Here is a 12,949-nt window from a genome sequence, read left to right as displayed (position 1 = left end):
AAGGGGCCATGGCTCCTTTCTGCTTTTTATATAAAACCAGCCCCTAGCGCTTACCCATCAAGCACCAGCAGCTATCAAAACAATAGTATTCATCAAGCCTGGCTGGCAATCTGCCGCAGCGCCTGCTCAAACACCTCCACTGGCTGACCACCTTGAATCAGGTGGCGCTCATTGATGATGATGGCGGGCACCGAGTGGATGCCGTTTTGCAAATACAACTGCTCACGCTCGCGCACCTCTTCAGCGAAACGGTCAGACGCCAATAGTTCACGCGCCTCGTCCACATTCAGCCCGACCTCACCCGCCACGCGCACCAGCACTTCGTGGTTGCTCGGGTCTTGCCCATCGGTGAAATAGGCTTTGAATAGCGCATGTTTGAGCTGCGGCTGCAAGCCCTTCTCTTCGGCCCAGTGCAGCAGACGGTGCGCGTCAAAAGTGTTGTAGACGCGGCTGCGTTTGCCTTTACCAAAGGTGAACCCCAAGTCCGCGCCACGCGCGGCAATGGCCTCGCGGTTGCGTTCGAGCTGCTCGGGCGTGGAGCCATACTTTTCCTGCAGATGCTCGTTGATGTCCTGGCCCTCGGGGCCCATCTGCGGGTTCAGCTCGAAAGGCTGAAAGTGCATGTCAAGGGCCACTTCGCCCTTCAGGCGATCGGCCGCCTGCTCCAGCGCCTTGAGGCCGATGATGCACCAGGGGCAGGAGACATCGGAGACGAAATCGATCTTGAGGGTTTTGGTAGTCATGGCAAGCTCAAAAAATCAGAGCTGGATGGTAGACCAATGCATTGGCCTTCGCAGGAGGGCGCTTTTGTGCCCCTGAAGCGCCCGCTTCCTGCCCCAGTGTTCTCTAGTGTGGCGTTGCACGCTAGCGCAGAACGCCAGGCTTCAGTCCTCCTCGTTTCTGCCGATATCCGTCAGACAGCTATGAAATATCCTGAATGAGTGCGATCAGCCTCTCCCCTCTTTCCACAAGCTGGAGCCCGTCAGGAAATTCCACCCAAGCATCGGTGACGGCCTCTGCGCAGGCTTCTTCACGCGTGCCGATAGCGAGCGCCGTATCGCCGGACGTGACCCGCAACAGCGTCACAAACTTCACTCCATCTGCCATCCCGGAAGCCGTGCCTTCGACGATGGGTGACACCCGGTTTCTGCACGTTACCCAGTGGCCCTCGGCGATGGAGTCGATCGACGTCACCTACGAAGCAATCGCCCCATCGCAGACCAGCAGCCGGCAAATGCAGGTATGGGAGCAGACACCGACGACCGCTGTGGATCAGATCATCGGCCGAAACGCGAGCGCCACGACGGAAAAGGCGCGGTTTGCCGGTTTGGGGTCCGCCCTGATAGAGCAGGCCGCCCGCACCGGCTCGAGCTACCGTCAGACTGTGGTGAACCTGGGTGCAGTGAGTTCGCCCGACAAAATTCAAGGCAAGGCTACTGGCGCTATGTGGGGCATTCAATCCAGCCCAAGCGCCAGTGCGACATTTGCCATCACCACTCAATCTGGCGCCACGGTCCGGATCTCCATAGCCGACCAGCGGGAGCAACGCGCCACAGGCTCTGGCATCGCGGTGCAGATCGAGGTGGATGGCAACCTTACGCAGCAGGAAAAGGACGCACTCCAATCTCTGGCAGAAGGTTTCGATCTTGCTATCGAGGGCCTGACGGCTGAATCCCCTGTGCTGCGGCTGGACGGTCTGCTGAAGTTCGATAGCAAGCTCTTCACCAAGCTGGAATTCAAGGTGGATATCTATGGGGTGGACCAGGATGGCGTCCGCATCCTGAAGCTCGGTGCCAACATCAGCGCAGACGCCAAAACCCGCGAGATTGAACTCAAGAGCCCTGAAGGCACCGTAAGAATGAAAACCGATTTGCGGCAGCCCGCGCTATGGGGCACCGCAGACCAGAAGGCCTACGCCGTGCGACAGTACCTCAGCCGCATCGACAAGGCAGCAGAGCGCGGGCATGCAGACAGCGGCTTGGTTGACCTGTTCAAGTCCAGCTTCGCCGCCCTGAACGGCGGCTATGAATCGGCAAACTCCCCTGGGAGGTCAGGCAGCGCCAGTATCAGCATTGGCGACCCGGTCGATCTGACGCGCGACGCCAACGCCTTCAGTGAAGGCGACAAGAGCCTGCTCACCGGCCTGGCGGACTTTGATGCATCGATTACCGCAACCCGCCGTGCGTCCAATCCGCGCCGCACCAAAGAGGTTGACACCTTCGAATACACACTCAAACAGTCCACTCAGATCTCCGGCTCATCCCCCAGCAACCGCGGCTTCACCCAGACCCAGTCCGCCAAGCTTTCTGCTGCCTATCACCAATCGCTGCACTCAAGAGCAGCACCAAAGTTGACATCAGACTCTGCAACCCAGAACTATTCCTACGAAAAGGTGGAAGACAGCAGCAGCACGCAGGTAGAGCTAGGCTACGAGAAGGATGAGCCTGTGCGCGCACTGATCACGCAGGCCGCCTCGCAATCGCTGCACGTCCTCAAGGTGGAAAACAACAAGATCACCGAGAACACGGCAGAGCCAGCTCATGTGCAGTCAAAGCAGACAGATTTGCTGCCCTTGCTGAAGCAATTGAAACGGCAGCAGGATGCGAACCAGTTGACGGATGACGAGAAACAAAAGCAGCTGCAGGAATGGGGCGGAATGGTGCTGGGAAGCTTGACCACGGATTCGCACCGCTGAAAAATTTCGTTGACGCAGCGCCCGTGCGTTCTCTGCTGCGCAAACTGACAAAGACGCCGAACACCCGCGCTAACCCGTTCGATCCGCCGAGAGCATCTCTCGAAGTGCTGTCTTTGGCACTTTGCCATAGCTGTTCTTGGGCAAAGCCTGCACAAAGCGGTACAGCCGAGGGCGCTTGAAACGGGCTATATGGGCCAGGCACAGCGCGTCCAGTGCATCCGGGCTCACGCCCTCCTCCGCCACCACAAAAGCCACAGGCACCTCGCCCCATTCCGCATCGAGCTGCCCCACCACGGCCACCTCGCGCACCTGGGGGTGCAGCAGAAGCACCTCCTCCACCTCACGCGGGTAGATGTTGGAGCCGCCAGAGATGATCACGTCCTTGGAGCGGTCCTTGAGGGTGAGGAAACCATCGGCATCCAGCGCGCCCATGTCGCCGGTGTAGAGCCAGCCATCGCGCAGCGTCTGCGCCGTGGCTTCGGGGTTGTTCCAGTAGCCGGGCATGACGGTGTCGCCGCGCACCACCACCTCCCCGGTCTCGCCTGTGGGCATCGGCTGGCCTGCAGCATCGACCACACGCACCTCCACCAGCGACTGCGCCACGCCGACCGATACCATGCGCTCGGCCCAGCGCGGGTGGTTGCGGTCGGCCAGCTGGGCGCGCGACAGGGCCGTGATCGTCATGGGGCTTTCGCCCTGGCCGTAGATCTGCACGAAGCGGTTGCCGATCACGGCCAGCGCGTTGCGCAGGTCGTCGGCATACATGGGACCGCCACCGTAGACGATGGTCTTGAAGCCGCTCACGTCGGCACCCGTGGCGCGCACATGGTCCACCAGGCGGTGCACCATGGTGGGCGCAGCGAACAACGTGAGCTGGCCCACGCTGGCCGCAAGCTGCACCAGCTCCGCAGGCTCGAAGCCACCCGACAGCGGAACCACATGCCGCCCGCCGCGCAGCACCTGGGCGTAGTTGTAGAGGCCAGCGCCGTGCGACATGGGCGCGGCGTAGACCATGGCGTCGCCGGGCAGCACATCGTCCACGTCGGTGAAGTAGCAGGCCGTCATGGCCAGCAGATTGCGGTGGGTCTGCATCACCCCCTTCGGGCGGCCAGTGGTGCCGGAGGTGTAGAACAGTGAGGCGACATCCTCGGGTGCGCGGTCGCAAACGTCCATGGGCGCGTGCGCGACGGCGGCGCGGTACGCTTCGGAGCCGAACACCAGCAGACCGGCATCCGCCGCCCCGGCCTCGCGCGCGGCCGGGGCCAACGCCTGCGATGCCAGCACCACACGCGCGCCGGAGTCGGCCAGCACGTAGGCCAGTTCTTTGGAATGCAGCTTGTAGTTGACCGGCACCGACACGGCCCCGGCCCACACGATGGCGTGCAGGGCCTCCAGGTACTCGGGCGCATTGGCGGCGTAGATGGCCACTCGGTCACCGGGGGCCACGCCGCATTGCGTGTGCAGATAGGCGGCCAAGGCGGCAGCGCGTGCGCCCAGGTCGCCGTAGGACCACAGCACGTCACTCCCCTGGAGTACAGCGGGCTGGTGGGCATGCAGCAAAGCACTGCGGCGCAGCAGGTGGGCGATGTTCATAGTGTGCACTCCACAACAACGGGATTTTTCAGGGTCAGCCGCCTCCACAGCCGTGGAGACCTGTTGGCACTGTAGGCACGCCGGGCGCTGGCGCACAGTCGCCAAAATACCCAAGGGATAACCCGGCCCGCCCCCGAAACACCCGGTTACCACGCGCGCCCAAATCCCCACAGGCTGTGGCGTTGAAACCCCGTTGCCTAGACTGCATCTGATCCCATGCGCGCGACCGCCCCCCAGGCGAGCGCACCACCGTTTTTACCCAACGCCTTGCAGGCAACACCCCATGAACCTGGACCAGCAAAAATCCATTCTCACCATCGCCCTCCTGGCCGCGTTTGCGGACGGCAACAAGGACGACGCCGAGCGCGAAGAGATCCGCCGCATTGCCCAGTCGCTCGCGGGCGACGCAGGCATGGCGGACCTTCCACGCATCTACCAGGACGTGCTGCTCCGGCGCACCAGCGTGCAGGCGGCGGTGCAGGCCCTAAGCGACCCCATGCACCGCCAGCTGGCCTACGAGATGGCCGTGTGTGTGTGCGACGTGGATGGCCGCCAGACCGCGGCAGAACGCGAGTTTCTGAGCAGCCTGAAGGCGGCGCTGCAGCTGGGCGCACCGCAGACCGACGCGTTTGACCGGGAAGCCGATGCGATCGTGGATGTGGCCGAAAAGGCCGTGCCTTTATCCGTGCCTGTGTCCGCGCCCATCGCGGTCCCAGTGGCAGCAGCCGCCGCAACGGCAACAGCCGCCGCAGCCCCCAGCAGTGCTTTGGATGCCGAGCTGGACAAGTCCATCCTCAACTACGCGCTGCTCAACGGTGCGCTGGAGCTGCTGCCGCAGTCCTGGGCGTCAATGGCCATCATCCCCATGCAGGTGAAGATGGTGTACGGCATTGGCAAGGCCCATGGCGTAGAGCTGGACCAGGGCCACATCAAGGAATTCATCGCCGCTGCGGGCGTGGGCATGACGTCGCAGTACCTGGAGCAGTTTGGCCGCAAGCTGCTGGGCGGCTTGCTGGGCAAGGCGGCGGGCCGGACCATCGGCGGGCTGGGCAGCGCCGCCACCGGCATGGCGTTTTCGTTTGCCACCACCTACGCGCTGGGGCAGGTGGCCAAGCACTACTACGCCGGGGGCCGGGTCATGAGCACGGCCATGCTGCGCGATACCTTCCAGAACCTGCTGGGCCCCGCCAAGCAGATGCAGTCGCAGTACCTACCGCAGATCCAGCAAAAGGCCGCCACGCTGGACGCGGGGAAGATCATGGCGATGGTGCGCGGTGCCTGACACGCCACAGCCACTGCGGCAAACGCTATATTATTAATAGCTACCAGCGCTTAATAGACAAGCGCCAGAGGCCATTTTTAATCAAAATCCAGTGGCGAGGCCCGCGTGGGCCAAACGCAATCAGGCCAGAGCGTTGCGCCCGCGCTGACCCGCGCGCAAACCAGGTGGCGCAAACATCGGCCCATGACAGAATCGGCCCATGCTCGACCACACGGACCCTGTCGCCTCCATCATCCCGGCCATGTCGCTTGACTCACCGTCCGACAACGCCATGACGGCGCTGTCCCGGCTGGCACTGGGACCCGTGAACACGGCCTACTACATGGCCGTTTTCGAGCGCTTTGACAACACGGGCCGCACCACCACCACCTGGAACTGGGCGGCCTGCCTTGCCACGCTCAACTGGATGCTGTTCCGGCAGTTGTGGACCCCCGCGCTGGTCTACCTGGCAGCGGCCGAAGGGCTGGCGCTCATCGTGTATGGCATCGGCCGGACCTTCCTGCAATGGCCGCCGGGCGTGGAACTGGGCGTGCTCGGCGCCTTTGCAATGCTGGCCTTTGCGGTGCCGGGCCTGTATGGCAACGCCATCCTGTATGCCGACATCCGCAAGCGGGTGGCCCGCGCGCTGGCGGCCTCACGCACGCTGCCCGAGGCCTGTGTGCTGCTGGAGAAGCAGGCCAGCTCACGCAAGCGGCTGCAGGCACTGGTGCTAGCCAACCTGGTGCTGGTGGCCGCAGCCGCGCTGGCTTATCTGGTATGGGCCCCTTCAGACACCAAGCCGCTGGCCCTGGAGCCCGCCGTAACGGTGGCGCAAGCCACGGCGGCGGCTTCCCGGCCCAGCGCAGCGGCTTCTGCAGCAGCCGCTGCCATTACGGCGGCGCCTTCACCAGCACCAGCACCAGCACCCGTACCTGTTCCGGTTCCTGCGCAAGAGCCCCCTACTCCCGCCCGTCCCGCCACCACCGCCTCGGCTCCTGACCCAGCGAAACCGACAGCGGCCCCAGCAACCCCAGCGCCAAAGGCCGCAGCACCAGCCAGCACGCCAGCGCGATCCTCTGAGGCCAACCGCCCCGCTCCGGCTACGCTCTCTGCAGCCTCCACGGTGTCCAAAACGCCCTCTTCAGCGCCCGCCACGGCAGCCCCCAAGCCCTCTGCAAAGACGACGCCCTCCGCCGAGCCCGCCAGCCGCGCGGCCTCTGCAGCCAAGGCCAAAACGCCCAAAGCCTCCGCTTCGGCCGCTGCGCCAGCATCCTCAGCCCCTCTCCCCACCGTGGGCACGGCGGCGGGCTACTACATCAACGTGGGCCTGTTTGCCGACGAGGCCAATGCCCGCAAGGCCCAGGCTCGCTTGCTCAACGAAGGGCTACCCGCCTTTCGTCAGGAGCTGAACAACGCCAAGGGCCGCCGCATCCGCGTGCGCGTGGGGCCCTATGAAAGCCGGGCGAAGGCAGAGGCTGCGGCCGCGTCGATCCGGGCGATGGCGCTGGAAGCTGTGGTTTTCAAGCAGTAGCCGACTGTAGCGGCGCGCCCGTCCTACGCGCCCGTCCTACTCGCTCCGTTGCCCGCCACCGACGCATCCGGCCCCTGCCCGCCGGTAGGCTGCAGCAAGGTCCTACTCTTGCTCCAGCCCATGAAACACGCCGTCCGTACCCGCCCCGCATCCTCGCGCCGCATGGTGACCCTGGTGGCCATTGCCACAGGCGCACTCTTGCTCACCGCCTGCGCGCCCTGGCGCATGTGGACCGCCGCAGACCTGGCCCGCGAGGCCCAGCCCTACACTGCGCAACCGGATCAACCCGTGCGGCGGGTTCTGGTGGTGGGCGACAGCACGGCCGTGGGCACAGGGGCCAATGCCCCGCTCGACAGTCTGCCCGGGCGCATTGGCCAGGACCACCCGAAGTGGCACATCGACAACCTGGCCGCCAACGGTGCACGCTACGCCGACGTGGCCGCCCAGCTGGATCGGGCGTCTGCGGGCTACGACCTGGTGCTGGTGCTCGCGGGTGGCAACGACGTGATCCGGTTGACAGCGCTGGATACCCTGCGCCCCCAGATCGAGCAGGTGGTAACCCTTGCACAACAAAAGGGCCAGCACGTGGTGCTGATGCCGTGTGGGAACGTGGGGCATGCACCGTTTTTCATCCCCCCGGTTTCGTGGGTGATGTTGCACCGCTCTGAGGACCTGCACGCCATCGTCAAAGACGTCGCAGCCACGCGCCAGGCGCGCTATGTGCGCCTGCTCAAGCCACGCCATGAAGACCCGTTCGTGGCCCGTAGCAAGGCACTGAACGCCGCCGACGGCCTGCACCCCAGCAGCGCTGGCTACGAGGAGTGGTACCGCGAACTGGTGGCCCAGGGCGGGCTTGCCGGTCTGGGGGAGTGAACGCCAGCGCGGGGTTTGCGCCACCTCACGGCGAGCCCTCCATCCAGAACCGCACCTGCCCAATAACCCACTGCGCGTCATCCAGCGGGAGGTCATGTCCGGCCGACGGATGCATGCGCAGCGGCACCCCCCACGCCCGTGCAATGGCCTGCGAACACTGGCAAGACACCAGCCCGTCGTTCTGGCTGGCCAACAGCAGGATGCGGGGGCTGTCTGAGACCGGAACCAGGGGCGCTGCAACAGGCGCCATGTAGCGCGCTGCAGCCACCAACTGGCGCAGGGCGTTGGATGCCGACACCGGTCGCTGCCTGCGCAGGGCCACCCAATCGTCTACCACCGCCCCCCTGGCGTGGGCAAGGTTGCTGGTCATTCGCAGCACGGTCTGTTCAATGGTGAGCGGGCTGCTCCAGGGCGCGACGCAGCGCAGCACCTGCAGATAACTGGCTGGCCGCAGCCGTTGGTAGAAGGGGCTGAAGGGCCGCAGGCTGGTGTTGATCAACACACAGCCCACCAGCTCCTCCGGCGCCACCCGCGCCCACTCGGTCGCCACCATGGCGCCCAGCGACATGGCCAGCACCCGAAAAGGTGGCCGCACACCTTGCGCGGCCAGCTCGGCGCGGCAGCTATCCACCATGCCCCGCACCGTGGCGGGCGACACGGCCCGGTGCAGCAGGCCATTGCCAGGCAAGTCTTGCACCACAACGCGGGCACCCGGCAGGGCGTGCTCGAACGCTTCGACAAATGAGCCCCAGTGCGCGGCCTCGCGCGTGAGACCTCTGAGCAGAATCCATGGATGGTGCATGGTGGACACCTCTTCAGTACCACGCGGCCAGGGCATCCGCCCTGCGCTGCGCCCGCGCTTCGGGAGCTGGCACCCAGCGCTCGTGGCTACAGGCCGCGCGGGCCAGAAAATCGAGCAGTGACAGATGGCGCCGCAGCACCCGCTGCTGGCGGTGGTTGATGAGCGGGTTGAAGATGCCGTTGCGCGAAAACAGCTGGCGCGGGTTCTTCTTGATCCACAGCCACGACCCCATCTCCAGCGTGAGCGGCAGGAAGGTGTGTGTGGGCGCCTCGCGGCAGGCCTGCAGGTACAGGTGGTCCCACAGGTCGCCGTGCGCCAGGTACTGAGCGCTTTGCGGCTCGATGACGTACTGGTGGTGGCTGTGGGCCTGCAGAAAGATCTCCTGCAGCGCATGCAACTCGGCCAGGTGCGCAATGGGCTTGCGCGTGTGGGCAAACGGAAACCACAGGCGGTCACGCACGCCAAACCCCGAATGGCAGTCGATGGCCATGCTGAACGGCCGCGCCAGCAACTCCTGGGCCACCACCTCGCACAGCGCCTGGCTTTCTGCCTCCATGGCATCGCCCGCGCGCCCCCGGTACCAAGGCAGCCCCGCGCTGATGCGTTGCCCGCCGATCCAGGGCGGCACGCGGTCCGTGGCATCGACCGGTGCATTGCGCATAAGGTCCACCCCGCGCGGATTGGCGCGTGTGGCGGCCCACATGCCACCCGGGTTGACCACGGGCATGAAAACCAGGCGCATCTGCTCCAGCTGGCGGTGCAGCGTGGTGTCCCACTGCAGCCGCATGACCACGTTCTGCAAGTAGGCGATGACCACCTCGGCGCCGATGCGCTCCAGCCCATGCACGCCTCCGAAAAAGCCGATGGCAGGCACGTCCAGCGACGGGTTGCCCACGCCGATGGCATGGATCGGAAAGCTGTGGCCCGACGCCAGCTGCACCTGCCGAACCACCTGCACCTGCAGATGGGGTGCCCCCAGCTCGATGATTTTTTCGAGCGCCAGCAACTCGGGCAGCGTGTTCATGGTGGATGGCGATGGCGGCGTGGGGCCGTGCAGCAAGGCGATAGGCAGCAAGCATAGCCCCGGCCCGCACGCACCAACAGCGCCATGACGCATCTGTGTGAATTCGGCGAAACGACTCGGAACTGTCACACAAGCGCGTTAACTTGCCCGCAGACACAACCCTTCGAAGAGGCACATGATCATGCTCTGGAGATTGCTCGGACTGCAGCGGCTGCTGGATGAACTCTTCGATGCCCCGGGCTGGCCCAGCTTCGATTTGCCCAGCCCCGACGGATGGACCCACTATGAAGACGCAGCCGCAGCGCAGGACTGAGGTGCACCGCATCGCCCTGCTGTGCGGCACCCTCGGTTGTGCGCTGGCCTGGGGTCTGGTGGAGTTGCTGGCGCTGCAGCGCCAGCGCTACCACCAGTGGCGCCAACGCCACGAGACCCCTGCGCACCGCTGACGCAGCAGCAGGACGGACACATGCGTGCATGCACCTATGCATGTATGCGAGCGCGTGATCGCACGCAGCACACACGGCCTTCAGCAGACGCCAACTGAGCACGGCCCCTCACTCGCAGCGTCTTTCTACAGCCCTTCTCAGAAGCCTCTAATGCTGGCGGGTCTTCGTTTTTGCACGGTATGCCGCAGTCGCACCTAAAATTGCGCACCTTCCCTTCATTGGGGGGAGGCATATTGCAACTCTGAACAAAGAAGAATCACCATCATGGCAACTGCAAAAAAGACTCCAGCGCCCGCGAAGAAGGCCGTCAAGGCGGCAGCACCTGCTGCTGCAAAGAAGGCGGCACCTGCCGCCAAGAAGGCTGCAGCCCCCGCAGCGAAGAAGGCCGCCGCACCCGTGGCCAAGCCTGTTGCTGCAGGCATCAAGCCGATCAAGACTGCCTTCAACAAGACCACGCTGATCGCCCACTTGGCCGAGCAGGCTGGTGTGGAACCCAAGGCCACCAAGGCCGTGCTGGCCGCACTCGAAGCCACCATCCTGGGTTCGGTGCACAAGAAGGGCTCTGGCGAATTCACGCTGCCCGGCCTCATGAAAATCGGCCTGCAGCAAATCCCCGCCAAGAAGAAGCGCTTCGGCAAAGACCCCTTCACCGGTGAAGAGCGCTGGTTCCCCGCCAAGCCTGCAGCCGTGAAGATCAAGACCCGCGCGCTGAAGAAGCTCAAGGACGCCACGGTCTGATCTCAGCCGTTGCGAAGGGCGTGACGGGGTGATGCCCCATCATTCCTTCTCCGCAAGAAAAGGACCCGTTGCCCAAGGCAGCGGGTCCTTTTTTACGGGTGGATTCGAAAAACCGCAGAAGGCGCTGCCACGGCACCCCGTCAGATTGAGATCACGTTGGGGGCAGCAGGGCTGGCATGCAGCAGCTCGACCTGTGCAGCACGGCGCGAGAGCACAGCGCCCTGGTTGATGTAGCCCTTGTCGGTGATTTCTCCAGCATCGGGGTCGGGCGGCGCCGCCATCACCAGTGCACGCGCGGGGCACTGCGATGAACCCGCGCCAGCAGTGCGGCGGGCCTGCATGGCACCGCGCAGGGCGTCGTCCAGCCGCGCGCGGTCCGCTGCACCGGCGACAGAGGGAAACACCAGCATGCCCACTTCGTCCCGGTTGTGGCCCGTAAGCACGAGGTCCTGCACCAGGGGGGCCAACTCGGACACCAGTTCCACCCGCAGCGTGCCCACCGACACCCAGCTCCCGCTGGAGAGCTTGAAATCCTCGGCCACCCGGCCGTTGAAGACCACGCCACACTCCGGCCGCGCGGGGTCCACCAGGTAGCCCGCGTCACCGATGCGGTAGAAGCCATCGCTGTCAAACGCGGCGGCCGTCTCGGAGGGTGCATTGCGGTAGCCCGGAAACACCGATACACCCTTGACCCGCATTTCGAGCTTGCTGCCGTTGGGCACCAGCTTGAGTTCAAGCCCGGGCAACGGCGCACCGATACAGCCAGCGCCCTCCATGCGCCAGTGGGCGCTGGTCACTGCGGGCGATGTCTCCGTGGAGCCCCAGGACGTGGTCAGCCACAGCGGCGACGCGGGCCGCACGCGTACTGCCACGGCCTCCAGCCGCTGCCAGGTGGAAGGGGCCAGCGCTGCCGCGGCATAGAACGCCAGGCGCATGCGCGAGAGGATTTCAGCGGCCAGCGCGGCGTCTGCCTCCAGAAACGGCAACAGCATGTCGAAACCACGCGGAACATTGAAGAGCATCGTCGGCTTCACATCGCGCAGGTTGCGCACCGTCTTCTCGATAAGCCCTGGCACGGGCCGCCCTTCATCGATGTAGAGCGCGCCCCCATGGCACAGCACCATGTTGAGGTTGTGGTTGCCGCCAAAGGTGTGGCTCCACGGCAGCCAGTCCACCAGCACAGGCTTTTCGTGGGCCAGGAACCGCCAGGTCTGGGCCATCATCTGCTGGTTGGCGCACAGCATGCGGTGGGTGTTGATGACCACCTTGGGATGGCCCGTGGAGCCCGACGTCAGCAGGTACTTGGCAGGGTCGTCGGGCTGGATGGCCTCAAACGCCTGCGACACGGCCGGGCTTTCCACGCCCGCGAGCAGTTGAGCAAAAGGCAAGGCGCCAGGCACGGCCTCGGCATGGCGACTGAAGACCTTGACGGCATCGGACGCGTACCCCGCCAGGGCGGGCGCGTAGACCGAGGCGTCCGATGCATAAACCAGCGAAGGCTCTAGCACCGCAAGCATGCTGTGCAGGCGGCCCGGGTCTCGGGATCGTGCATAGGCGCTCGACAAGGAACAGGGCGTGATGCCCACATGCATCGCCGCCAGCATGAGCACCGCGTGGTCTACCGCGTTGTCGGAAAGAATGGCGATAGGGCGGCCCGCCGGCAGCTTCAGGTCCAGCAATGACTGCGCAACGGCGCCCACAGCCTGGCGCAATTCGCCATAGGTCAGGATGCACCAGTGCTCGGCCGTCTCGTCACGCTCCGCCAAGGCCAGCGCGTGGGGTGTCTCGCGCGCCCACTGCTCCACCCATTCACCGATGCAGCGCGCATACGCGCCCAGCGCCACGGGGGAACGCAATACGAACGAGCCGTCGTCTTGATGGACCAACACCGTGGCGGGCGGTGCGATTTGGTTTTCATTGCCAAGAAATTCGGGGTGCATGGTGTGGGTGGTCTCTCGTGTTCTTGGGGCAGCAACAAAAATGGGC

General features: G+C 64.8%; 12 protein-coding genes. 7 read left to right on the top strand and 5 right to left on the bottom strand.

Annotated elements, in window-relative coordinates; genetic code table 11:
- Nucleotides 1-92 precede the first annotated feature (92 nt).
- The gene (locus LPA35_RS07255; protein ID WP_121421146.1) at nucleotides 93-743 is read right to left on the bottom strand and encodes a DsbA family oxidoreductase; all 651 of its coding nucleotides are present in this window, start codon (nucleotides 741-743) and stop codon (nucleotides 93-95) included.
- A gap of 194 nt (nucleotides 744-937) precedes the next feature.
- Here LPA35_RS07255 and LPA35_RS07250 point away from each other — a divergent pair, with 194 nt between their 5' ends.
- Nucleotides 938-2,695 carry a hypothetical protein gene (locus LPA35_RS07250; protein ID WP_228896200.1) on the top strand — a complete coding sequence of 586 codons (1,758 nt, stop codon included), beginning with the start codon at nucleotides 938-940 and terminating at the stop codon, nucleotides 2,693-2,695.
- 69 nt (nucleotides 2,696-2,764) lie between these two features.
- Here LPA35_RS07250 and LPA35_RS07245 read toward each other — a convergent pair whose 3' ends face one another.
- Entirely contained in the window at nucleotides 2,765-4,288 is a 1,524-nt protein-coding gene (locus tag LPA35_RS07245) for an AMP-binding protein (protein ID WP_228896199.1), read from the bottom strand.
- A 283-nt stretch (nucleotides 4,289-4,571) separates the two neighbouring features.
- Between LPA35_RS07245 and LPA35_RS07240 the strand changes: the two genes are divergently transcribed.
- The 3 genes from LPA35_RS07240 to LPA35_RS07230 all read left to right on the top strand — a co-directional run bounded on the left by LPA35_RS07240 (nucleotide 4,572) and on the right by LPA35_RS07230 (nucleotide 7,953).
- Nucleotides 4,572-5,570: a YcjF family protein gene (locus LPA35_RS07240; protein ID WP_228896198.1), complete on the top strand. Its 999-nt coding sequence runs from the start codon at nucleotides 4,572-4,574 to the stop codon at nucleotides 5,568-5,570.
- Between the two features lie 199 nt (nucleotides 5,571-5,769).
- Entirely contained in the window at nucleotides 5,770-7,080 is a 1,311-nt protein-coding gene (locus LPA35_RS07235) for an SPOR domain-containing protein (RefSeq protein ID WP_228896197.1), read from the top strand.
- A gap of 120 nt (nucleotides 7,081-7,200) precedes the next feature.
- Nucleotides 7,201-7,953 (top strand): GDSL-type esterase/lipase family protein, encoded by a 753-nt coding sequence (locus LPA35_RS07230; protein WP_228896196.1) that lies wholly within the window; start codon nucleotides 7,201-7,203, stop codon nucleotides 7,951-7,953.
- A gap of 25 nt (nucleotides 7,954-7,978) precedes the next feature.
- On the opposite strand, the gene LPA35_RS07225 is transcribed toward LPA35_RS07230, so the two are convergent.
- Both LPA35_RS07225 and LPA35_RS07220 read right to left on the bottom strand, forming a co-directional pair.
- The gene (locus LPA35_RS07225; RefSeq protein ID WP_228896194.1) at nucleotides 7,979-8,755 is read right to left on the bottom strand and encodes an alpha/beta fold hydrolase; all 777 of its coding nucleotides are present in this window, start codon (nucleotides 8,753-8,755) and stop codon (nucleotides 7,979-7,981) included.
- A gap of 13 nt (nucleotides 8,756-8,768) precedes the next feature.
- Nucleotides 8,769-9,779, bottom strand: a complete 1,011-nt coding sequence (locus LPA35_RS07220) for a M14 family zinc carboxypeptidase (RefSeq protein ID WP_121421154.1) — start codon at nucleotides 9,777-9,779, stop codon at nucleotides 8,769-8,771.
- A gap of 181 nt (nucleotides 9,780-9,960) precedes the next feature.
- Between LPA35_RS07220 and LPA35_RS26075 the strand changes: the two genes are divergently transcribed.
- The 3 genes from LPA35_RS26075 (at nucleotide 9,961) to LPA35_RS07210 (ending at nucleotide 10,963) form a co-directional block, all read left to right on the top strand.
- Entirely contained in the window at nucleotides 9,961-10,092 is a 132-nt protein-coding gene (locus tag LPA35_RS26075; protein ID WP_255354175.1) for a hypothetical protein, read from the top strand.
- Entirely contained in the window at nucleotides 10,064-10,225 is a 162-nt protein-coding gene (locus LPA35_RS07215) for a hypothetical protein (protein WP_176887027.1), read from the top strand. The genes LPA35_RS26075 and LPA35_RS07215 overlap by 29 nt, the downstream gene beginning before the upstream one ends.
- A 264-nt stretch (nucleotides 10,226-10,489) precedes the next feature.
- On the top strand, nucleotides 10,490-10,963 hold the full coding sequence (locus LPA35_RS07210; RefSeq protein ID WP_121421155.1) for an HU family DNA-binding protein: 474 nt from the start codon (nucleotides 10,490-10,492) through the stop codon (nucleotides 10,961-10,963).
- A 140-nt stretch (nucleotides 10,964-11,103) separates the two neighbouring features.
- On the opposite strand, the gene LPA35_RS07205 is transcribed toward LPA35_RS07210, so the two are convergent.
- Nucleotides 11,104-12,903, bottom strand: a complete 1,800-nt coding sequence (locus tag LPA35_RS07205) for a feruloyl-CoA synthase (RefSeq protein WP_228896192.1) — start codon at nucleotides 12,901-12,903, stop codon at nucleotides 11,104-11,106.
- Between the last annotated feature and the right edge of the window lie 46 nt (nucleotides 12,904-12,949).

The organism is Acidovorax sp. Leaf73 (assembly GCF_916855635.1).
In the GTDB taxonomy this organism is placed as follows: domain Bacteria; phylum Pseudomonadota; class Gammaproteobacteria; order Burkholderiales; family Burkholderiaceae_C; genus Acidovorax; species Acidovorax facilis.
The sequence above is the reverse complement of the archived record's forward strand: the minus strand, read 5'-3'. Positions and strand labels throughout refer to the sequence as shown.